This is a genomic window from Pseudoclavibacter sp. RFBG4, assembly GCF_002931515.1.
GTDB lineage: Bacteria > Actinomycetota > Actinomycetes > Actinomycetales > Microbacteriaceae > Pseudoclavibacter.
Genome location: NZ_PSYC01000047.1, coordinates 1 through 21,798 on the forward strand (window position 1 = coordinate 1; position 21,798 = coordinate 21,798).

Annotated in this window: 17 protein-coding genes and 1 pseudogene; 5 read left to right on the forward strand and 13 right to left on the reverse strand. The window is 69.3% G+C overall.

Features of this window, described 5'->3' with window-relative positions; all coding sequences use genetic code 11:
• Nucleotides 1–174 precede the first annotated feature (174 nt).
• Both C5E10_RS16560 and C5E10_RS16565 read right to left on the reverse strand, forming a co-directional pair.
• The gene (locus C5E10_RS16560) at nt 175–3,084 is read right to left on the reverse strand and encodes a glycoside hydrolase family 32 protein (RefSeq protein ID WP_104332573.1); all 2,910 of its coding nucleotides are present in this window, start codon (nt 3,082–3,084) and stop codon (nt 175–177) included.
• Between the two features lie 149 nt (nt 3,085–3,233).
• Entirely contained in the window at nt 3,234–4,286 is a 1,053-nt protein-coding gene (locus tag C5E10_RS16565) for a LacI family DNA-binding transcriptional regulator (protein ID WP_308471721.1), read from the reverse strand.
• Between the two features lie 101 nt (nt 4,287–4,387).
• On the opposite strand from C5E10_RS16565, the gene C5E10_RS16570 reads away from it, so the two are divergent.
• The 5 genes from C5E10_RS16570 (at nt 4,388) to C5E10_RS16590 (ending at nt 8,718) form a co-directional block, all read left to right on the forward strand.
• Entirely contained in the window at nt 4,388–5,497 is a 1,110-nt protein-coding gene (locus C5E10_RS16570) for a substrate-binding domain-containing protein (protein ID WP_104332575.1), read from the forward strand.
• A 66-nt stretch (nt 5,498–5,563) separates the two neighbouring features.
• The gene (locus C5E10_RS16575) at nt 5,564–6,598 is read left to right on the forward strand and encodes an ABC transporter permease (RefSeq protein ID WP_104332576.1); all 1,035 of its coding nucleotides are present in this window, start codon (nt 5,564–5,566) and stop codon (nt 6,596–6,598) included.
• Complete coding sequence (locus tag C5E10_RS16580; protein ID WP_104332577.1) at nt 6,595–7,395, forward strand: ATP-binding cassette domain-containing protein; 801 nt, start codon at nt 6,595–6,597, stop codon at nt 7,393–7,395. The genes C5E10_RS16575 and C5E10_RS16580 overlap by 4 nt, the downstream gene beginning before the upstream one ends.
• The gene (locus C5E10_RS16585; RefSeq protein WP_104332588.1) at nt 7,388–7,717 is read left to right on the forward strand and encodes a putative quinol monooxygenase; all 330 of its coding nucleotides are present in this window, start codon (nt 7,388–7,390) and stop codon (nt 7,715–7,717) included. Before C5E10_RS16580 ends, C5E10_RS16585 begins: the two co-directional genes overlap by 8 nt.
• A gap of 5 nt (nt 7,718–7,722) precedes the next feature.
• A complete protein-coding gene (locus tag C5E10_RS16590) occupies nt 7,723–8,718 on the forward strand; it encodes a carbohydrate kinase (protein WP_104332578.1) in 996 nt (331 codons plus the stop codon).
• A 19-nt stretch (nt 8,719–8,737) separates the two neighbouring features.
• Here the strand turns inward: C5E10_RS16590 and C5E10_RS16595 are convergent, their stop codons facing one another.
• The 11 genes and pseudogenes from C5E10_RS16595 to C5E10_RS19240 all read right to left on the reverse strand — a co-directional run.
• On the reverse strand, nt 8,738–10,183 hold the full coding sequence (locus C5E10_RS16595; protein WP_104332579.1) for a glycoside hydrolase family 32 protein: 1,446 nt from the start codon (nt 10,181–10,183) through the stop codon (nt 8,738–8,740).
• Nucleotides 10,184–10,215: 32 nt separating this feature from the next.
• Nucleotides 10,216–11,718: a glycoside hydrolase family 32 protein gene (locus C5E10_RS16600; protein ID WP_104332580.1), complete on the reverse strand. Its 1,503-nt coding sequence runs from the start codon at nt 11,716–11,718 to the stop codon at nt 10,216–10,218.
• Nucleotides 11,715–12,653 carry an ABC transporter ATP-binding protein gene (locus tag C5E10_RS16605; protein WP_104298237.1) on the reverse strand — a complete coding sequence of 313 codons (939 nt, stop codon included), beginning with the start codon at nt 12,651–12,653 and terminating at the stop codon, nt 11,715–11,717. The genes C5E10_RS16600 and C5E10_RS16605 overlap by 4 nt, the downstream gene beginning before the upstream one ends.
• Nucleotides 12,650–13,555 (reverse strand): ABC transporter ATP-binding protein, encoded by a 906-nt coding sequence (locus C5E10_RS16610; protein ID WP_104332581.1) that lies wholly within the window; start codon nt 13,553–13,555, stop codon nt 12,650–12,652. The genes C5E10_RS16605 and C5E10_RS16610 overlap by 4 nt, the downstream gene beginning before the upstream one ends.
• On the reverse strand, nt 13,552–14,571 hold the full coding sequence (locus C5E10_RS16615; protein WP_104332582.1) for an ABC transporter permease: 1,020 nt from the start codon (nt 14,569–14,571) through the stop codon (nt 13,552–13,554). The genes C5E10_RS16610 and C5E10_RS16615 overlap by 4 nt, the downstream gene beginning before the upstream one ends.
• Nucleotides 14,572–14,580: 9 nt before the next feature.
• The gene (locus tag C5E10_RS16620) at nt 14,581–15,558 is read right to left on the reverse strand and encodes an ABC transporter permease (protein ID WP_104332583.1); all 978 of its coding nucleotides are present in this window, start codon (nt 15,556–15,558) and stop codon (nt 14,581–14,583) included.
• 124 nt (nt 15,559–15,682) lie between these two features.
• The gene (locus C5E10_RS16625) at nt 15,683–17,332 is read right to left on the reverse strand and encodes an ABC transporter substrate-binding protein (protein ID WP_104332584.1); all 1,650 of its coding nucleotides are present in this window, start codon (nt 17,330–17,332) and stop codon (nt 15,683–15,685) included.
• A gap of 52 nt (nt 17,333–17,384) precedes the next feature.
• Entirely contained in the window at nt 17,385–18,383 is a 999-nt protein-coding gene (locus C5E10_RS16630; protein WP_258071186.1) for a LacI family DNA-binding transcriptional regulator, read from the reverse strand.
• Between the two features lie 281 nt (nt 18,384–18,664).
• Nucleotides 18,665–19,711, reverse strand: a complete 1,047-nt coding sequence (locus tag C5E10_RS16635) for a TerC family protein (protein ID WP_104332586.1) — start codon at nt 19,709–19,711, stop codon at nt 18,665–18,667.
• Nucleotides 19,712–19,930: 219 nt separating this feature from the next.
• Nucleotides 19,931–21,031 (reverse strand): substrate-binding domain-containing protein, encoded by a 1,101-nt coding sequence (locus C5E10_RS16640; protein ID WP_104240334.1) that lies wholly within the window; start codon nt 21,029–21,031, stop codon nt 19,931–19,933.
• Nucleotides 21,028–21,798 (reverse strand): annotated as a pseudogene (locus C5E10_RS19240) (hypothetical protein); the annotation flags it as partial. The pseudogene C5E10_RS19240 and the gene C5E10_RS16640, both read right to left, overlap by 4 nt.

Below are 21,798 nucleotides of genomic sequence, written 5' to 3' on the forward strand. Positions count from 1 at the left end.
GCGCTCCGCGCCGCGCCGCGCGGCGCCCCGCGCCCCGCACACCCGCCGTCCCCTGCGCCCGCTCCGCGGCATCGCTGCCCGGCGTTTCGCCCTCTGGGAGTGGTCTCAGAGGGCGAAACGCCGGGCAGCGATCGGCGATAGGGCCAGCCGCGCCCTATCGCCGGGAGGCTCTTGCTACCGACCTCGGCGACCGAGTCGTCGAGCGCCCAGCACCGTTCCGCCACCGACAAGCGCCAGGCCGAAGAGGACCGCCGCCAGGGGGAAGTCCGCGCCGGTCGATGCCAGCCCCTCCGGAGTCGGCGTCCCGGTCTCCGATCCGCCCTGAGGCGTGGATGGGGTTGTCGGCGTCGGCGACGGCGCCGGCGAGGCGCTCGCGGTCGGAGCAGCCGTGGCGCCCCCGGTCGGAGTTGCCGTGGCCGTCGCGGTCGGCGGGGTAACGACGGGTCCGGGCTCCTGCCACATCGTCGGCGTCACCGGCGTGACGGTGATGCTGCGCAGCGTCGCTGATCCGCCCTCGGACCAGGCGGTGATGGCGTCCGCGCCCTCGTTCGGGAACACCTGATCGGTGATGGTCACCATCCCGTCCGCCGTGAAGAGCTCGACGGATGCGCGATCCAGGTAGAGGGAGAAGGTGACCGAGCCGTCGTCGTCGAGGGCGACCGGCGCATCCTCCACCGATGCGAAGGCGGGGTGGAAGTCGACGTTGCCGGAGTCCGTCCGGTCGACGAACAGGCGTCCCTGCGCGGCGTCGTAGCCGATGCGGGTTCCCGACTCGGCGTCCCCGAAGACCGTGATTCCCGCCCGCTGCGCCTCGCCCGGTTCCAGGGTCACCTCGAGTTTCGCGACGTCTCCCGAGAGTCCGAGATCCACCGCGCCGTCGAGGGCGACGTCCGTGCGCGTGGCCGCGCCTGCAACGTCGAGCTGCTCATCGACCTGGGGGACGACCTGCTGCTTGAGGCGGGGCCCCGCTGGAGTCGAGGTCAGGACGACCTCGCGCGGGAGCGTCATCGAGCTGCGCCACGTCGAGGTGGGGATGTCGTTGGCGTAGTCCCAGTTGTTCATCCAGCCCTGCATGATCCGGCTCCCCTCCGGGGTGCCGAAGTACGAGACCGTCGCGTAGTAGTCGCGGCCCCAGTCGAGCCAGTCGTAGCTCTCGAGCGTCGATGGGACGCTCGTGTCGGCGAACATGATCTGGTCCAGCATCAGGTGGCCCCAGCCCGACCTGTTCTGATCGACCGCCTGAATCGTGGCCTGCTGTCCGCGGAGGTCGGAGACGTCCCAGCTCGACCAGTCGAGCGTCTCGCTGTTCCTGCCGGTCGCCGTGCGCACGACTTCGCCGTCGACGATGAGGTTGACCGCGGTCTCCTCCGAGCGCAGCTGCGAGGGCTCGTCGCCGATCACGAGGTGATCGAAGGTGAGGTGCCCCCAGCCGCCTGTCGCCTCGTCTCGAACGCGGAGCTGCGCATCCTTGCCGGCGAACTCGCTGATGTCCCACGACTGCCACGTCATCTGCCCGGCGTCGGCGCCGGTCTGCGTGCGCACGACGCTGCCATCGACGAGCAGCTCGACCTGCAGGGTACCGTCGCTGCGGTTGCCTCCGCCGATGAGGAAGGAAGCGAAGTCGCCGTCGAGCGTGAAGGAGGGCGACGTGATCGTGCCCGTGTTGTCGTCTCCGAGCGGTCCGCCCTCCCACGTGTTGACGCGCTTGTCGCCGAGCGCGTACTCGCCGCTCGTCGTCGAGGGGCTGCGTGCCGGGTCGAGGGCGAAGTCGCCCGTCGCCTCCCAGCCTGAGCCGAGGAGGTTCTCGCCATCGGCGAGCTCGAAGTCGAAGACGGTGGTGCCCGCCGGCGGTTCGTTCCCGAGCTGCGAGCCGTCCACGTGCGGGTGGTTGCCTCCGCCGACGAGCAGGTTGATGACGTCGGATTCGATCGTGAACTGCGGGGACTCGAGGGAGCCCACCGGCCAGTCTCCGCCGTGGAAGCCGTTCGCGAAGCCGGCTCCGATGGCGCCCTTGACGGGGCCCTGGCCCGGCAGCGTCCCGGCCGCTGGAGCAAGTCCCCACGGCCCGTCCGCCTCGTTCCCCGCCTCGTTGGTGACGGTCCACCCGCCGAAGTCCCCGCCGTCGAAGGTCGCGAACGGGGTTCCCTCTGCCGTGGTACCTGGCTCGACCGTGGTCTCGCTCGTGAACTCGACGCCGTCGAAGTCGCCGACGAAGTACTGGCCGCCGCTGCCGCCAGCCACGGCCCCCGGGTTGAGGTTGACGACCATGACCCACTTCGTCTCGTCCGGGTTGCCGTCGACGGGCAGCTCGAAGAGCTCCGGGCACTCCCAGATGCCCTCCGTCGAGTTCGCGGGTCCGAACTCCGAGAGGTGCTCCCAGGAGCGCAGGTCGGTGCTCTTCGCGAGGATCACCTTGTGGTCGACCGCCTCGACGGCCGCCATGACCCAGTACGCACCGGCCGGACCGTCGTACCAGAAGACTTTCGGGTCTCGGAAGTTGGCAGAGCCGCGGTCGTAGACGGGGTTGCCCTCGTGCTTCGTCCAGGTGTACCCGCCGTCGTTGCTGTAGGCGAGCGACTGAGCCTGGATCCCGGGGTGAGTCGGGTGGTCCTGGGTGTACGCGCTCGTGTAGATGGCGACGAGCGGGGGCTTGTCTTCGGTGCCGAAGCCGGAGCTGTTGGTCTCGTCGACGACGATCGATCCGGAGAAGATGTCCTCGATCGCGACCCCGGAATCGTCGAAGGTCCGGGGGAGTGCGAGCGGCTGCTCCTCCCAGTGCATGAGGTCGGTGGAGGTGGCGTGGCCCCAGCTCATGTTCCCCCAGCGTGTTCCCTCCGGGTTGTGCTGGTAGTAGAGGTGGTAGACGCCGTCGACGTACACCATGCCGTTGGGGTCGTTCATCCAGTTCTTCTCGGGGGAGAAGTGGAACTGCGGGCGGAACTGCTCCTGCCCTGCCTCGGCCGGCTCCTCGGCGGCGGCCGCGGCGGCTGTCCCGGTGAGGACGGCGAACGCGATGCTGGTCGCTGCCAGCGCGGCGAGAGCCTTCCGCGTCCTTCTCGGGTGTCTCGGTGACGTCGATGTCATGGATTCGCTCGATTTCTTCTCAGTGCGTCGAATGCAACGGACTGGACTGACAACGATGTCAGCCCATTCCGAGCGATGCTAGAGACTGTCCACCGGACAAATCAAGAGCTGAGTGGTGTCGACCTCGACGGGAGGGGGTGAGGGTCTCGTCAGGAGGCGGGGGCGAGGATCTCGCCGCTGCCGCGCTCGATGAGGCGGGTTGGGACGGTGACGCGCTGGGCGGGGCCACGGTCGCCGCCGAGGCGGTCGAAGAGCAGCTCGGCTGCGCGCTGCCCGATCTGCTGCGGGTCCTGGGCGATCACGGTGACGCCGGGAACCAGCAGGTCTGCAAGCGGGATGTCATCGAAGCCGACCAGCGCGATCTCGTTCTGCAGGCCCCGCTCCCGGAGGGCTCGCAGGGCCCCGATGGTGACGAGGTTCTGGGAGCTGAAGACCGCTGTCGGTGGCGTTTCGGAGTCGAGCAGTCGGCCGAGTGCCGCGCGCGAGGTCTCCTCGTCGTGGAGCTCCGTGACGGTCGTGGCGAGCCGTGTGGGAATGCCGGCCTCACCCAGGGCTTCGAGGAAGCCTCGGCGGCGCTCTTCGGCCGTCTGGATCGAGAGGCGGTCGGCGAGGAGTGCGATCCGCTGGTGACCGTGCTCGATCAGGTGTGTCGTCGCCCGTGCGGCCGCGGCCTGGTTGTCGCTCGAGACGGCATCGAGGTCGAGTCCCGGGGGGACGCGGTCGACGAACACGGCCGGGATGTCCCGGTCGCGGAGGGTGGCGAGGTAGGTGGGCTGCTGGGTCGTCGTGAGGATCAGGCCGTCCACGCGTCGTCGCATGAATGCGCTGACGGCGCCCTCCTCGCGAGTGGCGTCGTCGTCGAGCGACGATGCGAACACGGCGACGCTGTGGTGCAGTGCCGCGTCCTCGACGGCTCGGTGGATCGCGGCCGCGAACGGGTTGTCGACGCTGCCGACGAGGAGGCCGATCGTCCGGCTCCGTCCGTCGGCTCTCCGGAGGTTCCCGGCGGCGAGGTCCACGTGATAGTTCAGGGCCCTGACGGCGTTCCACACTCGCTCGGTGGTGGTCGCGGACACGTTCGGCTCGTTGTTCACGACGCGGGAGACGGTCTTCACCCCGACCCCTGCGAGGGAGGCGACCTGCTTCATGGTCGTGCGGGAGCGCCCGCTCGCGGGGTCGTCTCGCCGAGGGGCTGTTGTCACGATCGACCTTTCTTTCGACGGCCTGTTGACTCTACTCGGAGCATGGAGTACAAACGTGGTTGACAACGTTGTCAATCAACGCAGACGATCAGGGGAATTCAATGAAGAACCGCAATCCAATCGCTCGGAAGCCATTTCTCGCCGCCTCCTCGGTGCTCGCCATCGCAGCGCTGACGCTGACGGGATGCGCCGGGGCCGACCAGGCCGCGCAGGGTGGGGGAGAGGGCGACATCGGCGTCTCGCTCATCGTCAAGACCAACTCGAACCCGTTCTTCATCGCGATGCAGGACGGCGCGCAGACGGCGGCGGATGCGAACGGGGTGACGCTCACCCTCGCAGCAGGCAAGGAGGACGGCGACGAGGATACGCAGATCCAGGCGATCGAAGCGGCCATCTCCAAGGGCGACGCGGGAATCCTCATCACCCCGAACGGGCCGGCCGTGCTCGACGCCGTCCAGAAGGCTCGCGACGCCGGCCTGTTCGTCATCGCCCTCGACACCGTGCCGGACCCGGCGGACTCCGTCGACATCACCTTCGCGACCGACAACTTCCTCGCCGGGCAGTACGTCGGCGAGTGGGCAGCGGACTCGCTTGCGGGCAAGGAGGCCGTCATCGGCCTCATCGACCTCTTCGACGACAAGGCGGTCTCGGTCGACTACAACCGAAACCAGGGGTTCCTCCGGGGCATGGGCATCGAGCTCGGCAGTGACACGGTCAACGGCGACGAAGCCCCGCAGGGGAACTACTCCGGCGGCCAAGGCGGCAAGTACACCATCGTCGGGAACGAGGCATCCCAGGGCGCCGAGGACGGTGGGCGCACCGCGATGGAGAACCTCCTCGCCAAGAACCCGGACATCAACGTCGTCTACACCATCAACGAACCCGCCGCATACGGCGCCTACCAGGCACTCGAGGCCGCGGGGAAGAGCAAGGACGATGTCACGATCGTCTCGATCGACGGCGGATGCGCCGGTGTCGGCCAGGTCGCAGACGGCATCATCGACGCCACGAGCCAGCAGTACCCCGTGAAGATGGCGGAGCTCGGCGTCGAGGCGATCGCCGAGCTCGTCGGAACGGGCAGCACCCCGGAGACCAGCGAAGGCCTGGACTTCTTCAACACGGGTGTCTCGCTGGTGACCGACCAGCCCGCTGACGGCGTGGAGTCCATCGACACGACCGAGGGTGCGGAGCTCTGCTGGGGCACGAAGTAGTCCAGCACCCGTCGCGACAGCCGCACGGCGCCGCGACGCCTCTCGCCACTGCAAGGAAGTGAACTCGTGACTCAGACCTCTCCTCCCACCTCATCCCTCGACCTCGCCGCCGAATTCCTCGACCGGCGGACCCCGCTCGATCGGGTCCGCGGTGTCCTCCACCGCTATCCGGCCATCAGCCCGGCCGTCGTGCTCGTGATCGCCATCATCGTCTTCGGCACGATCAACCCCAGGTTCTTCGCCCCGGGGAACCTGTCGCTCATCCTCGACCAGGTCTCGGTCGTGGGCACGGTCGCCATCGCCCAGACGCTCATCATCCTGACGGCAGGCATCGACCTGTCGGTCGGGGCTGCCATGATCCTGGCGTCGATGGTCACCGCGCAGACCGCCGTCCACAACGGGTTCCCGGCCCCGCTGGCGCTGCTCGCGGGCCTGCTCGCCGCGCTGGCTGCCGGCACCCTCAACGGGTTCCTGGTCACGAGGGTCAAGCTGCCGCCCTTCATCGCGACGCTCGGAACGCTGAACGTCTTCGTCGCGTTGACGCTGCTGTACAGCGGCGGGCAGACCATCCGCAAGGCGGAGATGCCGGAGCTGCTCACGTGGACGGCCACGGCCTTCCCGGTCGGCGACGTCATGCTCACCGTCGGCGTCATCATCATGTTCGCGCTCTACGTGCTCGTCGCCTATGTGCTCGGGCGGACCGCGTGGGGGAGGCACGTCTACGCGGTCGGCGACGATGCCGAAGCCGCGCGACTGGCTGGCATCTCGACGACGAAGGTGCTCATGAGCGTCTACGTCGTCGCCGGTGCTGTCCTCGCGGTCGCCGCGTGGATCCAGATCGGCCGATCGGGTGCCGCCAGCCCCAACGCCGGCGCCGACCTCAACCTCGACTCGATCACCGCAGTTGTCATCGGCGGAACCTCGCTCTTCGGCGGGCGGGGAATCATCTGGGGAACGCTCCTCGGGGCGATCATCGTGGGCGTCTTCCGAAACGGTCTCTTCCTCGCGGGCGTCGACGGTCTCTATCAGACCCTCGCCATCGGAATTCTCGTCATCGTCGCGGTCTCCGTCGACCAGTGGATCAGGAAGGTACGCAAATGAGCCTCGTAGCAGACGCGGTCGAGCCCACGACAGCACCGAAGGGGGTCCCTGTCCTCGAGGCGAAGCGGCTGGTCAAGACCTTCGGCAAGGTCGTGGGGCTGGACGGGGTGAGCCTTCAGCTGCACGCCGGAGAGGTGCTCGCGGTCATCGGCGACAACGGCGCCGGGAAGTCGACGCTCATCAAGTGCCTCACCGGCGCCTACGTGCCCGACCAGGGGGAACTGCTGCTGGACGGCGAGCCGGTCCACTTCAAGCGGCCGCAGGATGCACGCGACGCTGGCATCGAGACCGTGTACCAGAACCTCGCGGTGTCGCCTGCGCTCGACGTGGCATCCAACCTCTTCCTCGGCCGTGAACGGCGCAAGCCCGGCATCGCGGGCACGGTGTTCCGTGCCCTCGACACCTCGGGGATGCGCAAGGAGGCCCGCGAGCAGGTCCAGCGCCTCGGCATCTCGACGCTGCAGGACGTCACGGTGGCCGTCGAGAACCTGTCAGGCGGTCAGCGGCAGGCGGTCGCCGTCGCCCGGGCGGCGGCGTTCGGATCGAAGGTCGTCGTGCTCGACGAGCCGACTGCGGCGCTGGGGGTCCGGGAGTCGAAGCAGGTGCTCGAGCTCATCGAGCGGCTTCGAGAGCAGGGCGTTCCCGTCATCCTGATCTCGCACAACATGCCGCACGTCTTCCAGGTCGCCGACCGGATCCACATCCAGCGACTCGGGAAGCGAGCGGCGACCATAACGCCGCAGTCGCACAACATGACCGACGCCGTCGCGATCATGACGGGTGCCGCTGATGCGTGAGGGCGAGGGCGGCGCATCGAGCGCTGGGCAGACGACGCTCTACGCGGAGTTCACGGCCAGGCCCGGCGCCGAGGCCACGGTCCTGGAGCTGATCCTCGCCTACGCCGAGGTCGTGCGTGCCGAGCCAGGCAATCTGGAGTTCCAGGTCTACCGCAGGCAGGAGGCGCCGTCCCGTTTCCTGGTCTTCGAGATCTACGCGGACGACGCCGCTTTCCAGGCCCACCTGGCGCATCCTGCTGGGCAGGCCTTCAACGACCGGCTCACCCCGCTCATCGAAGAGGCGCAGAGCGAGCTGAGCTTCCTGCGCTCGACGGGGCGTTGAACGGGATGCGAGGCACCGTCGACACGGCAGACGTCGCGCCTGGACTGGCAACCGCCAGCATCCTCGTCCTCGGCGAGGCGCTCGTCGATGTCGTCCATCGGGTGGACGGGAGCATCGACGAGAGCCCAGGGGGCAGCCCCGCGAACGTGGCGCTCGCGCTCGGACGACTCGGTTGTCGCCCCCGCCTGCTGACGCGGATCGGCGACGACCGGCGTGGCGAGAGCGTCCGCGCGTGGCTGCAGGCGTCCGGCGTCGAGATCCTGACCGGAGGGAGATCGAGCGCCGGCGCCACGTCGACGGCGACCGCGTTCCTCGACGAGTCGGGTTCGGCGCGCTACGACTTCCAGCTCGACTGGGACGTCCGAGTCGATGACGCCGTGACTGCTGGCATCGTACATACCGGGTCCATCGCGGCCCTGCTCGAGCCGGGGGCAGGAGAGGTGCTGCAGGCGATCCGCCGGCTGCGCGAAGGTGCGCTCGTCACCTACGACCCGAACATCAGGCCTGCACTCCTCGGCGATCACCGCGAGGTCCGTGGGCGCGTCGAGGAGATCGTGGCGCTCGCGGATGTGGTGAAGGCCAGCGACGAGGACCTCGCCTGGCTCTACCCCGGGGAACGCCTCATCGACGTCGCCAGCGCCTGGCGCGCGATGGGCCCCTCGGTCGTCGTCGTCACCGCAGGGGGCAGCGGCGCCACCGCCGTGACCGAGGCCGGAACGACGCACGTCGCCGCGCCCTCGGTGGCGGTGGCCGACACGGTGGGCGCCGGCGACACGTTCATGTCGGCGATCATCGAGGGCATGCTCCGACTCGGCTTCAGGGACGGCGCTGCCCGCGGGGCCCTCCGCCGCATCGATCGCGGAGACCTGGGCAGCCTGCTCGAGCGAGCGGCCACGGCGGCGGCGATCACCGTCTCCCGTCCCGGCGCGGACCCGCCCTCATCCGCCGAGCTGGCCGGAGCGCCCCGGCCACGCGTGCCCGTCTCGGCCGCGCTGGACTGAGCACACGGGCGAATGCGCCTCAGCGGACCTCGAGCTCGATGATCTCGAGGTCCGCGAAGGTCATCTGGCCGCCCTCGGCGAGCAGCTGGATGCCGTCGTCGGCTGGCAGCGGGAACACGCGATGCGAGTGCACCTCGAACCCCTCGCCGACGAAGACCTCGATGCTGGACCGGTCGACGAGGATCCGAAGAGGGAGCGATCCCGCCGACGTGTCGATGCTCGTCGTCGTCGCGCCGCCGCTCGGGCTCCACGTCTCGCCGCGGTCCACGGAGATCGAGGCGTCTGCGAAGGACACCCCCACCTCGATGCGCCGAGCACCCCCGCTCGCGCGACGGAGCTCCAGCCCTGCGCCGGTGGGTGGCGAGCTCGGGTCCCAGCGCAGTTCGCAGCGCAGCTCGTACGCGACCGCCCGCACCTCGAGATCCGAGAACCCGGTGACGGCCACGGTCCCCAGCGAATGGCGTCGAGTGGCGTGCTCCAGGAGCGCAGCCGGTGGCTGAGCGCTCAGGGCGTAGCCGCTGCCGCGTCGGTGCAGGCGAAGCTCCCGCACGATCATGTCGTCACCGTTGTACCCGTCGGTCACCATCGATGGCGCATTGTGCGGGTAGTCCCAGAAGTTCGCCCAGCCGATGGCGCGGCGCAGTGACTCGTCGACATCTCCGCCCGCGTCGTGCGCGTCGTAGGTGACGGCCCCGTAGAAGTCGAACCCGTGGTCGAGCCACAGGGCCTCCCGCTCGTCGCAGGTGAAGACCGAGCCATCGAACTCGCCGACCCAGTAGGCGTACGTCGCGGGCAGGCCCCTTGCCTTGCCGTTCGCACTCGTGCCGAGGACCCAGTGGCGCGTGCCGTCGCTCGCGCGCATCCGGAACAGGTCGGGGCATTCGAGGAGGCCGATGCCCTCGATGCGATGCTCGCCGACCCGCCGCCAACCGTGCAGGTCGCCCGACACGTAGAAGCCGATCGTGTCGCCCTCCGCGTGGAGCATGCACCAGCGCGCGCGGTCGTCATCCCAGACGACCTTCGGGTCGCGGAAGTCGACGACCCCGGGGTTCGGGAGGACGGGGTCGGGCGGGCCTGGCGTGAAGGTGCGCCCGCCATCCGTCGAGACCCAGAGGTAGACCGCCTGCACGCCAGCCGGCGCCTGCGTGACCAGCCCGACAACCGCGTCACGTCCGTACCCGGCCGTGTTGTGCGCATCGACGACGACGGAGCCCGACCAGCAGTCCCCGTTCCCGTTCGCGAACTTGGGGATCGCCGTCCCCTGATCGCTGAAGCGAACGTGGTCCCGCGTGGTCGCGAGACGCCACGAGGTTCCGGTCCCGCCTTCGACGTAGTCGTCGTTCGCCAGGTAGTAGGAGAGGTACTCGTCGCCCACGCGGATGGGGCGCTGCGGATCGTTCTTCCAGCCGCGGGGCACGCTCATGTGGAACGCGGGACGGAAGGTGGTCGGTGCGGTGCTCGTCATCAGGTTCCCTCGGGGGCGGGTCGGTGCCGTGTTCAGCGCAGCTGGATCCGGTTGTGCTCCTCGGCGCCCGCCATGTGCCACGCGATCGCGCGCGTGACCGCGGCGTCCCCCTCGACCCTCGCGCCGAGCGCATCGGTGCGGGTGGGGTAGACGCGAGCCGTCAGGGCGATGCCATCGCAGAACACCTCGATCGAGGACCGATCGACGACGACGCGGAGACGCGAGGGGCGCTCGCGGTCGTCGGCGGTGCCCGGCTCCGGCACCGTGCCGGCGAGGCGCGAACGGTCCGCGGTCGTGTCGGCGGAGGACCGGGACCGGTCGAGGCTCAGGTGCAGCGCTCCGTCCCGGCGAGCGAGCTCGATGACACACGCCTCCTCGCCGTCCGGGGTGGCGAGAACGGTCACGGCGAGTCGCTGCCCGTCCCCGACGAGCGCATCCACCTCGATGTCGAGGGTGTCGCCAGACCAGTCGCCGGCGAGCTCGTGCGTTCGCAGGGCGGCGAACTCCGGAACCGGCTCCTGCCGGACGACGCCCGCACGGTCGAGCCAGAGCGTTCGGGGGAGGGCCATGGCGCCCGACCAGCCCGCGGCGATCATGGCCTCGTCGGTGCGCCCCTCCTGCATCCACGACCAGAGGATGCGTCGGCCCGTCTCGTCGCGGTACGTCTGCGGGGCGTAGGCGTGGCGCCTCCCGAGATCGAGCCGCTGGACACGGTCGATCTGGAACCCGTCATCCCGATACCTCCCGAGGGCGATCAGCGGATGCAGGGTCGCGCCCTCGTGCCAGGCGGAGAAGATGAGCGCATGCGGGTCGCCGCTTGCGGCGTCCGGCGGTGCGGTCGCCGCGGTTCCAGCTGAGTCGCCGGGGAGCAGCCGGAAGAAGTCGACGCACTCCCACATCGTTCCCGTCCAGTCCGGGTCGTCGATGGCGATCTGGCCCGCCGGAAGCGACGCGAGCGGACCGATGAGCCGCCACTCGCGGAGGTCCGTGGATTCGTACAGGAACGCGCACCCACCGTCCCCGCGCACCCCCGAGCCGATGAGCTGGCGCCACACGTCGCCCTCGCGCCACACGCAGTGGTCGCGGTACGCCGTGAGGTCACCTTCTGGAGGGGTCGAGATGATCGGCTCGGGCAGCGGCGACCACTCCTCGAGATCGGCCGAGCCGACGGCGAGGCACGGCAGCTCGCGGAGCCCCTGGCGGCCCGAGTAGACCAGCGTGGGCGTGCCAGCGTCGTCGACGAGCACGCCGGACCAGCAGCCGTCGCCGTCGGCGCCCTCTCCGGGGCGCAGCGCGATCGGACGATCGCGCCAGTGCACGAGATCGTCGCTGACGGCGTGACCCCAGTGGATGCGGTGGTGCACCGGAGCTTCCGGGTTGTGCTGGTAGAAGAGGTGGTGGAGCCCATCGACCTGCGCGACCCCGTTCGGGTCGTTGAGCCAGCCGGCCGGCGAGGTGAAGTGGAAGGCGGGGCGAAGCCGGTCGGACTGAGCCCTCACGAGCTGCTCGTCGGCGCGGACGGTGGTGTCGGTCATTCGTTCTCCTCGGGTGCGAGCACCCAGTGGTCGTTGTCGGCGTCGACGATGCGGCGCGAGAGCGCTGGCGCGGAGGTCCACGCGGCGATCTCCTCCCGCAGGCGGGCGCGAACGCCGACATCCGGCGCGGAGCTCCGATTGGGGTCGGGGACGGCGCCGACGAGCAGGCGCGTGTAGGGGTGGCTGGGGTTGGCGAGCAGCGTGGTCGATTCGCCGCCCTCGACGATCCGTCCGCGGTGCATGACCAGGATCCGGTCGGCGAGGTACCTCGCCGAGGCGAGGTCGTGCGTGACGTAGAGCATGGCGATGCCGCGTTCGTCCCTGAGCCCGGCGAGCAGGTTCAGCACGCCGATGCGCACGGAGACGTCGAGCATCGACGTCGGTTCGTCGGCGAGGATGACATCGGGTTCCACGGCCAGCACGCGCGCGATGGCGATGCGCTGCCGTTGGCCGCCCGAGAGCTCGTGCGGGAATGCGCTCAGGACCTGTCGATCCAGGCCCACCGACTCGACGAGCTGGGCGCAGCGTTCGTGCACGTCGCCCTGGCCCATGCCGTGCAGCTGGAAGGTCCGCTCGAGGACCGCCCCGACGCGGTGGGCCGGGTTGAGCGATCCGAAGGGGTCCTGGAACACCATCTGCACGCGGTTCCGGTATGCGCGGGAGGCTGAGCGGCGCTCGGAGCGCAGGACATCCACTCCGTCGAGCTCGACGGTTCCCGACGTCGGCTGCTCGAGGCGCGCGACGCACCGCGCCAGCGTCGACTTGCCCGACCCGGACTCGCCGACAAGCGCGACGATCTCACCGCGGCCGATCGATAGGTCGACGTCGGACAGGGCGTCCACCGCGCCGCGGCGGCCGAAGAGGCCGGCACCGGGGAACCGCTTGGAGAGGCCCCGCACGCGCAGGACGGGTTCGTGCTCGGTGACGACGCTCATCGCGTCTCCTCCTCGATCAGTGCGCCGCTCGGAGCGACGAGGTGGCCAGGGGCGACCTCGACGAGGTCGGGGACATCGGTGAAGCGCACACCCTCGGCCAGGCCGGAGAGCTTCGTCCTCGGGCCGCTGATCGGTGGGAACGCCCCGAGCAGCGCCCGGGTGTACGGATGACGCGCGCCGTCCCGGATGACCGCGGCTGGCGCGACCTCCACGATGCGACCGGCGACCATGATGCCGATGCGATCGGACAGCTCGAGCATGAGAGACATGTCGTGGGTGATGAACAGCACGGCGAAGTCGAGCTCCTGCTGGAGGTCCCGGATCTGCTGCAGGATGTCCTGCTGCACCACGACATCGAGGGCTGTCGTGGGCTCATCGAGGATCAGCAGGCGGGGGCGGAGGGAGCAGGCCATCGCGATGACCACCCGCTGTCGCTGGCCGCCGGAGAGCTGATGCGGGTACGAGCGGAGACGGTCCGCGCCCACCCGGACCATCTCGAGGAGCTCCCCTGCGCGGCGCCATGCGTCGCGCTTCGAGATGCGCTCGTGAGCCCGAAGCGTGTCGACGAGCTGGTCGCCGATGCGCATCACCGGGTTGAGCGAGCTCATCGCCGATTGGAAGACCATCGCCACCTCCCGCCAGCGCCAATCGCGAAGACGCGCGGCGTCCATGCTCAGCACATCCTGGCCGTCGAAGAGGATGCTGCCGCCCGTGATCCGAGCCGGCTCCTTCAGGAGCCGCATGATGGCGTTCGCGCACGTCGACTTCCCGCAGCCGGACTCCCCGGCGAGGCCGAGGATCTCACCCTGCGCGATCGAGAAGGACACGCGGTCGGCGCCGCGGACGGACCGCTCGTCGCTGACGTAGTCGACCGTGAGGTCGCGGACTTCGAGGACGCTCATCGTGCCTGCTCCTTGCGGTCGACGGTCGTGGGCGCCGTCGCGGTCCGCGCGGTGCGCGGCCTGCGGAGCCGTGGGTTGGTGACCTCGTCCACCGCGTAGTTGCAGAGGGCGAGGGCGAAGGCGACGAGCGCGATCGCGAGACCGGAGGGGATGAAGATCCACCACTGGCCGATCATGAGCGCGCCGTCGCTGGACGCCCAGAACAGGTTGGTGCCCCACGAGAGGGTGTTCGGGTCGCCGAGCCCGAGGAACTCGAGGCCGGCCTGCGCGCCGATCGCCCCGATGATGCAGGCGAGCAGCGTGGTCATCACGATCGATGCCACGTTGGGCAGCATCTCCCGCAGGATGATCGACAGCGGTCGCTCTCCGGAGGTGATGGCGGCGCCGATGTAGTCCTTGCCGCGGATCGAGAGGCCCTGAGCGCGGAGCACCCGAGCGCTGCCAGCCCAGCCCGTGATGACGAGCACCGCGATGACCGTGCCGAGTCCCGGCGGGAGGAACGCGGCGAGCAGCACCAGCAGCGGGAGGCCGGGAATCAGGAGGAAGACGTTCGTCACCAGCGAGAGCGCATCGTCGACGCGCTTGCCGAAGAAGGCACTCGTGAGCCCGACGACGATGCCGACGAGGGTCGAGAGCACACCCGCGACGAACCCGACGAGCAGGCTCGAGCGAGCTCCCCAGACGGTGAGCGCGAGCACATCCTGCCCCTTCGCGGTCGTGCCCAGCAGATGGTCCGCGCTGGGTGGAGTTGCTCCGCCCGACCCGATCCGGGACGGGTCGCCGGGGAAGATCACGGGCGCGGTGAGCGCAAGCGCCACGAACACCAGCAGGATGATGAGCCCGGACAGTGCCTTCTTGTTGCGCAGCAGGGCGCGGAGCAGGCGCGTCAGCTGACGTCCGCGCGAGCGGTTCTGCGCATCCGGCTCACGGGTGGCGATCGAGCTGGTGCTCGGCGGTTGGCTCGCGTCGCGGACGGCTGAGGCGTGCGCGAGCGACTCGGGGCTTTGGATCGACATGGGTACCTCTCAGCGCACGCGAACGCGCGGGTCGAGTCGGACGTAGATGAGGTCGACGAGGAAGTTCGCGAGGAGCACCGCGGCGGTGATCGTGAGGAACAGGCCCTGCATGAGCGGGTAGTCGAGGCCCTGGACGGCGGCGAGCAGCTGGTAGCCGACGCCCGGGTAGGCGAAGACGACCTCGGTGAGCAGGGCGCCGCCGACGATGAAGCCGAGGCTCATCCCGATGGAGGTGACGCTCGGGAGCAGCGCGTTCCTGGCCCCGTACCGGAGCATGACGCGCGACGAGCTGAGCCCCTTCGCCTCCGCCATGAGGATGTAGTCCTCCGAGTTCGTGGCGATCATCGTGTTGCGCATGCCGAGCATCCACCCGCCGATCGACACGAGCACGATCGACAGCGCAGGCAGGATGAGGTGCGCCGCGACGTCGCTGATGAACACCGGATCCCACGACGGCGTGAGGCCGACGCTGAACGCGTGGCGCAGCGGGGCCCACCCGAGCATGACTCCGAAGACGTAGAGCGCGCCCATCGCGAGCCAGAAGTAGGGGAACGAGCCGATGAAGACCAGGAAGGGCGGGACGATCGAGTCGAGCACGCCGCCCCGACGCCACGCGGCCAGGATGCCGAGGAGGTTGCCGACGATCACGGCGATGAACAGGGAAACGGCGCCGAGGAGCAGCGTCCACGGCAGCTGCTGGGCGATGACCTCCGTCACGGGAGTCGGGAACCTCGAGATGGAGACGCCGAAGTCGCCGGTGAGGATGCGCACCAGGTACTCGGGGTATTCCTGCCACCATGGGCCGCCGTTGACACCGAGCATCTCGCGAAGGGAATCGACCTGCTCAGGGTCGAGCCGCTGCTGAGAACGCGAGAGCATGCGCGTCACGGGGTCGCCCGGCATGAGACGCGGGAGGAGAAAATTGAGGGTTATGGAGACCCAGAAGGCCAGCAGGTAGAACCCGAGCCTGCGCAGAATGAAGCTCACGACATCCTCCTCGATGGATGGAGCGGGTGGAGTTGATGGGACGGCGGCGCGGCCCCTTCAGGGCAGGCGGCGGCTGGGCCGCCGGCCGGGATCTGGCCCGGCCGGCGGCGAGAGAAGGCGGCTGCTACTCGGCGGGTGTCAGCTTCGTGAGCACGAGCACGGTGGTGGAGGAACGGGTCGCGAGCGTCGCGTACGGGTCCTCCTCCGTCGGCCAGCCGACGAAGCGCTCGGTCGTGTACGCACCCCATTCGGGGCCCGAGAACAGGGGGACGACCGGGGTCTGCTCCGCGAAGAGCTGCTGCAGGCCCGAGGTCGCGGCGGCCTGCTGCTCCGGCTCGGAGGCGCTGGCCAGCTCGGAGAGCAGCGCATCGGCGTCCGCACTGCCGAAGCGGTGGTAGTTGTCGAAGGTCTGCTCGCCGACGGGAACGACGGTCTCCGTCGACATCGTGTTGCGGTAGTACTGGTACGGAGTCGGCGCGGCGGCGCTCCAGACGATGCCGGTCTCGAAGTCGCCGGTCTCGTATCCGGCGACGACCGAGGCCCAGTCGGGCGAATCGACGGTCGCCTGGATGCCGAGCTCGCCCAGGTTCTGCGCGATGATGTTCGCGACCGAGAGCCAGTCGCTCGACGTCGAGCCGACCGAGATGGTGAAGGAGAACGGCTGGCCGTCCGGAGTGGTCCGCATCCCGTCTGCGCCCTCCGGGTATCCCGCCGCGTCGAGGAGGTCTGCCGCCGCTGCGAGGTCGAGCGAGGCCCAGCCGCAGGAGTCCGCAACCGCCTCGTCGCGCCAGGTGTCATACGCGCCAGACAGCCCGGTGCAGTCCGCCGCGGTCGTGTAGCCGGACATGCCGACGTCGACGATCTGCTCGCGGTCGAGCGCCATGGACAGCGCCTGACGGACGCGGACGTCGGAGAACATCGGGAGGGTCGTGTTGAGCTGCCAGTTGATCATCGATCCCGTCGGCGGGAACCAGTAGTGCCGCTTCTCGGGGTCGCGGTCGACGAACGCGGTCTGGATGTTCGGAATGTACTGCGGGGCCCAGTCGACATCGCCGTTGATGGCCGCCAGGTTGGCCCCGTCGTTTCCGGCGAACGCCAGCATCCGGATGCCTGGGATGTTCTGGGCGCCCTCCTGCCAGTAGTTCGGGTTCGGCAGGAGGTCGAACGACTGCGCCTGGAAGTTCGTGACCTCCGTGTAGGGGCCGGTGCCGACGGGCAGAGGGTTCTCGAAGTTGCCGGGATCTTCCTCGGCCGCCCAGATGTGCTCGGGGACGAGCGTCAGCTGGCCCAGCTCGTAGAGTGCCGGGCTGTACGGCTTCGACAGCGTGAACTCGACCGTGTCCGCATCGACGGCCTTGGCGTCGGCGAGGTAGTCGAATCCGCCGAGCAGCTCGCGCTGCAGGTCGACGGTGAACACGACGTCGTCGGCGGTGAACGCCTCGCCGTCGGACCACAGCACGCCGTCGCGGAGGTCGAAGGTCTGCGTGAGGCCGTCGCCGCTCGTCTCCCAGGACTCGGCGAGCCACGGCACGGTGTCGCCGGCGGCGGGGTTGTAGATGAGCATCGACTCGTAGATCGCCTGCTGCGTCATCGGGGCGGCGGTCGGCGAGAACGGGTTGAAGTTCTGGCTGAATGTTCCCATGTCCTCGCGAGGGATCGTCAGGAGTGCTTCACCGGCGCCGGAAGCGGACGCAGTGCAGCCGGACATGGCGACCGCGGCAACGGCGCCCATGCCGACCACGGTGACGACGCGCTGTCTGATGGATAGGGTCATGGTGTCTCTTTCTTCGCGTGCGTAGGAGTTCGCAGGGGAGGGATTTGCTCGATCATCGGATTCGACCTCCGATGGACGAGCGCGAGCGCAGCGGGCAGGCGATCTCGATCTGTCGATCGGTGATCGTCTCGCCCGCTGCCAGCGAGGTGAGCATGGTCACCCCTGCCGCGCCCATCTCCTCGAAGGGAAGGGCGACGGTGGTCAGGCCGGGTCGCAGGTAGCCGGCCAGGATCTCCTGGTCGTCGAAGCCCACGACGGAGATGTCCTCGGGAATCCGGAGCCCGCGTTCCTTGATGGCGTCATAGGCGCCCATCGCGACGCGGTCGTTGCCGCAGAAGATCGCGGTCGGTCGCTCGGGCAGATCGAGGAGTCTGGTGGCCGCGGCGTAGCCGCCATCCGCTGTCCCGTCGCTCGACTCGATGAGCTCGTCGCCGAGGGGGAGCCCCGCCAGGCGCATCTCGTCGCGGAGGCCCGCGAGGCGGCCGACCGTCGCCGCGATGCCGGGGGAGAGCGTGATGTGGCCGATGCGCTCGTGCCCGGCGTCGAGGAGCGCACGAGCTGCCGTGCGCCCGCCCTGGCGTTCATCGGGGACGATGCTCGGCACTCGGTTGTCGAGGTCGTAGCAGTTCACCAGCACGCAGGGCACGTCGTGCGCGTTGTCCGGCACGCGGATGCCGCGGTGCCAGGTCGCGGCGATGATGATGCCCTCGACCCGCTGCTCGAGCAGCTTCTCGATCGCGAGCGACTCCATGGTCGGCTCCTCGTCGCTCGGGGCGATGAGGAGGAAGCTGCCGAGCTCCCACGCGGCGGCCTGGGCGCCCTTGACGATGTCGACGGCGAACGGGGCCGTCACGATCTCCGTGACGAGGCCGTACCATCCGGTGCGCTGGACGGCGAGCGCCCTGGCTGCCGCGTTCGGGCGGTACCCGAGCTCGGCTGCGGCATCGCGGATGCGGCGCCTGGTGCCTTCCGGGATGGCCGCATCCGTTCCGTTCAGAGCGAAGGAGACTGCCGTCCGGCTGACGCCCGCGTGGCGTGCCACGTCGGCCATCGTGACTGCCTTCGCACGCGCGGGACCCCCGTGTGCCGACGCATTCTGACCGCTCATTCGAATCCTGTCTCCGTTGACTAACTCGCGTTAATGCGCGCAATAGGAGCACAGTACGACACTGACTAACGCGCGTCAACTGGAGCGCCGGCCCAGTCCTCGCCGAGGCGTCGCATCGCAGCTTTCGCCCCGTCTACGACGCTGCCCGGCGTTTCGCCCTCTGGGAGTGGTCTCAGAGGGCGAAACGCCGGGCAGCGTTTGCGGTGTCGGGGTTCGGCGGCTTGCTAGGCGTCGCGGGCGCTGGGCACATCCGCAGCGTCGGCCGCCGTCTCGATGGGCTCGTCCTGCACCGTGGAGCGTTCGGACTTGCTGCGGTCGTTCCGCGTCTTGAGGAGGCTCGCGATCGTGGCGACCGCGATGGTCGCGCCGATGAACGTGAGCGAGAACCAGATCGGGATCTCCGGCACCCACAGCAGCGGCTCGCCGCCGTTGATGAACGGAACCTCGTTGACATGCAGGGCGTGGAAGACGAGCTTCACGGCGATGAAGCCGAGGATGACGGCGAGGCCCTGGCTGAGGTAGACGAGGCGCTCGAGCAGTCCGCCGATGAGGAAGAACAGCTGGCGCAGGCCCATGAGCGCGAAGGCGTTCGCGGTGAACACGATGTACGCCTCGTTGGTGAGCCCGTAGATCGCGGGGATCGAGTCGAGCGCGAAGACCAGGTCGATGAAGCCGATCGCGACGATCGTGAGGAGCATCGGGGTGACGAAGCGCTTGCCGTCCTTCTTCACGGTCATCTTGTCGCCGTGGTACTCATCCGTGACGGGCAGGATGCGGCGCACGAAGCGCATGAAGGCGTTGTTCGAGGGGTCTCCGTGGTCGCCCTTGATCTGCTGGTAGGCGAGCACGAACAGCAGCGCGCCGAACAGGTAGAAGACCCAGGAGAAGTTCTCGATGAGGGCGGCCCCGACGGCGATGAAGCCGCCTCGCATGATGAGCGCGATGACGATGCCGATCATCAGCACCTTCTGCTGGTAGATCTTGGGCACCGCGAAGCCGGTCATGATGATGAGGAACAGGAAGAGGTTGTCCAGCGACAGCGCCTTCTCGGTCAGGTAGCCGGCGAAGTACTCGCCGCCGTAGCGCCAGTCGGTGACGAAGCCGATGCCGACACCGAACAGCAGCGCGAGGCCGATGTAGAACGCCGACCAGCGGGCGGATTCGCCGATGGTGGGCTCGTGCGGCTTCCGCACGTGGGCGAAGAACTCGTACACGAAGAAGGCGATCGTCACCGCGATCGTGATGAGCCAGACAGTGGTGGTGACCTGCATGGGGGTACTCCAAAGGGGGATCGGTGTTCGTCGATGACACCAAGGTCTCCTCCGCTCCGGCCAGCTTCCCTCTCGGGTGGTGCTGGTGGAACCGGTGCCCCGGAACGTGGAATCACGCTCGTATTGACGGGCACACCGCAGACGGGAGTACTCCCCTTGCTTCGGAAGATCTTAGGGGGATGCGCGGGCAGGAAGGCTGGGAGAACGCCCGCAAGCGGCTCAGCTGTCGCGAGGCGGCGCCGTGGAGAGTCGCGAGTTGAAGCTCGGGCTGAGCACGGTGCGGTGCACGGGGCGCGTCGGGTCGGCGATGCGCGCGAGCAGGGTCGTCACGGCGGCCCGCCCGAGCGACGACCGGGGCGGCGTGACCGCGGTCAGCGCCGGCGTGAAGAGGTCGGCGACCTCGTCGTCGTAGGCGACCACCGACAGATCCTCCGGCACGCTCAGCCCGCGGGCGAGGGCGACGTCGATGATCGCCATCGCCTCCCGGTCGGAGTGCACGAGGAGGGCCGTGACGCCCGCCTCGAGGACCGCGTCGAGTACCGCATCCACTGCGCCCGAGAATCGCGGGTCGCGGCGGTCGGGCAGGATGCGCTCGACGTGCTCACCCGGCGTGAGGCCGAGCTCGCGGCACGCGGCGGACCAGCCCGCGATGATCTTGCGCGAGGTGGGGGAGTTCCGCGAGATGAAGAGGCCGACCTTGCGGTGGCCGAGCTGCGCGAGGTGGCGGGCCGCGAGCACGGCGCCCAGCGCGTGGTCGGTGGTGACCGATTCGGCCGGGGTGCGGTCGGGGCCGACGACGGCATCACGCTCGGCGAGCACGAACGGCAGGCCGGATTCGTGCAGCCACTCCATGACCTCGCGCGCGTGGTCGGTATCGGTGTTGGGTGCGACGACAAGGCCGGTGACGCCCTCGTGCTCGACCATGCGCTCGAGCACGGGCCGCTCATCCTGCATCTCGTAGGACGTGCCGCGGAGCAGGAGCTTCGCGCCCTGCTCGCGGGCCGCCTGCTCCATGCCGCGGATGACGCGCGGCCAGTAGAAGTCGAGTGACGGCACGAGCACGCCGATGGTCTGCTGCGCGCCGTTGTTCGCCTGACGCGCTTGCAGCGCAGGTGCGCCGTCGGGCGGGAGCACCGCGCCGCCGTGCACGCGCACGAGCAGCCCCTCCGCTTCCAGTTGCTGCAGGTCGCGTCGCAGCGTGACGGGGGTGACATCCAGAGCATCGGTGAGCTCGGCGACCCGCACCGCGCCGGACGCGAGCAGCCGCTCGAGGATGAGGTCCCGCCGCTCGGTCGCGAGTCGTGATCCCTGTTCCATCATTCTGTGACCCCCACAGCTTCTGTCTGCCCGAGGGGCAGTGTCGAGTGCTCTTGTCGCGCGGTGACGGTCAGCGTTGACCGGTGTGCGACGTCGAGGTCGAGTCGCACGAGTCTAGGGCCCCACACGTCCGCGAGCATCGGATCCTCGAGGTCGATGGGGGTCAGGCTCGCGTGCACGCCCTCGTCCCATGTGATGCGGATGCGCGGGGCGCCGGCGAGCGGGGTCACCGTCGCGCCGCGGTGAGCGGGGCCGGCCTTGTCATCGGCATTGGCGTTGGCATTGGCGTTGTCACCGTCGCTGGCGTCGTCTTTGTCGCCGTCGAGCGCGACCTCCCCGGCGAGCACCAGCCGCAGCTGCGTCGCACCGGCGGCTTCCGCGGCAGAGAGTTGTGGCGAAGTGCGGTTCGGGTCGGGCGCGAGCGCGTCTTCCCACGACTCTGCGCCCGCCGGCGGTGCGGGGGAGGTGGCGGCGTCTGCGGGATCGGCCGGATTGGGCGCGGGGGATGTGGCGGGCGCGGGTGCGTGGGTCGCTGGTTGGGCCAGGGCGGCCGGCGCGGGTGCGGCTTCCGCGGCAGAGAGTTGTGGCGAAGTGCGGTTCGCGTCGCGCACGATCGCGTTTGGCCACAACTTTGCGGCCGCGGTGGCCTCTGCGGGCGCGGGGGATGTGGCGGGCGTGGGTGCGTGGGTCGCGGGTGCGGCGTCCGCGGCAGAGAGTTGTGGCGAAGTGCGGTTCGGGTCGCGCGCGATCGCGTTTTCCCACAACTCTGC

Excerpts from the sequence above, each read along its gene's own strand:
- C5E10_RS16560 (WP_104332573.1), bottom strand. The coding sequence starts at position 3,084 with ATGACATCGACGTCACCGAGACACCCGAGAAGGACGCGGAAGGCTCTC.
- C5E10_RS16570 (WP_104332575.1), top strand. The coding sequence starts at position 4,388 with ATGAAGAACCGCAATCCAATCGCTCGGAAGCCATTTCTCGCCGCCTCC.
- C5E10_RS16580 (WP_104332577.1), top strand. The coding sequence starts at position 6,595 with ATGAGCCTCGTAGCAGACGCGGTCGAGCCCACGACAGCACCGAAGGGG.
- C5E10_RS16585 (WP_104332588.1), top strand. The coding sequence starts at position 7,388 with ATGCGTGAGGGCGAGGGCGGCGCATCGAGCGCTGGGCAGACGACGCTC.
- C5E10_RS16590 (WP_104332578.1), top strand. The coding sequence starts at position 7,723 with ATGCGAGGCACCGTCGACACGGCAGACGTCGCGCCTGGACTGGCAACC.
- C5E10_RS16595 (WP_104332579.1), bottom strand. The coding sequence starts at position 10,183 with ATGACGAGCACCGCACCGACCACCTTCCGTCCCGCGTTCCACATGAGC.
- C5E10_RS16600 (WP_104332580.1), bottom strand. The coding sequence starts at position 11,718 with ATGACCGACACCACCGTCCGCGCCGACGAGCAGCTCGTGAGGGCTCAG.
- C5E10_RS16605 (WP_104298237.1), bottom strand. The coding sequence starts at position 12,653 with ATGAGCGTCGTCACCGAGCACGAACCCGTCCTGCGCGTGCGGGGCCTC.
- C5E10_RS16610 (WP_104332581.1), bottom strand. The coding sequence starts at position 13,555 with ATGAGCGTCCTCGAAGTCCGCGACCTCACGGTCGACTACGTCAGCGAC.
- C5E10_RS16615 (WP_104332582.1), bottom strand. The coding sequence starts at position 14,571 with ATGTCGATCCAAAGCCCCGAGTCGCTCGCGCACGCCTCAGCCGTCCGC.
- C5E10_RS16625 (WP_104332584.1), bottom strand. The coding sequence starts at position 17,332 with ATGACCCTATCCATCAGACAGCGCGTCGTCACCGTGGTCGGCATGGGC.
- C5E10_RS16630 (WP_258071186.1), bottom strand. The coding sequence starts at position 18,383 with ATGGCCGACGTGGCACGCCACGCGGGCGTCAGCCGGACGGCAGTCTCC.
- C5E10_RS16635 (WP_104332586.1), bottom strand. The coding sequence starts at position 19,711 with ATGCAGGTCACCACCACTGTCTGGCTCATCACGATCGCGGTGACGATC.
- C5E10_RS16640 (WP_104240334.1), bottom strand. The coding sequence starts at position 21,031 with ATGATGGAACAGGGATCACGACTCGCGACCGAGCGGCGGGACCTCATC.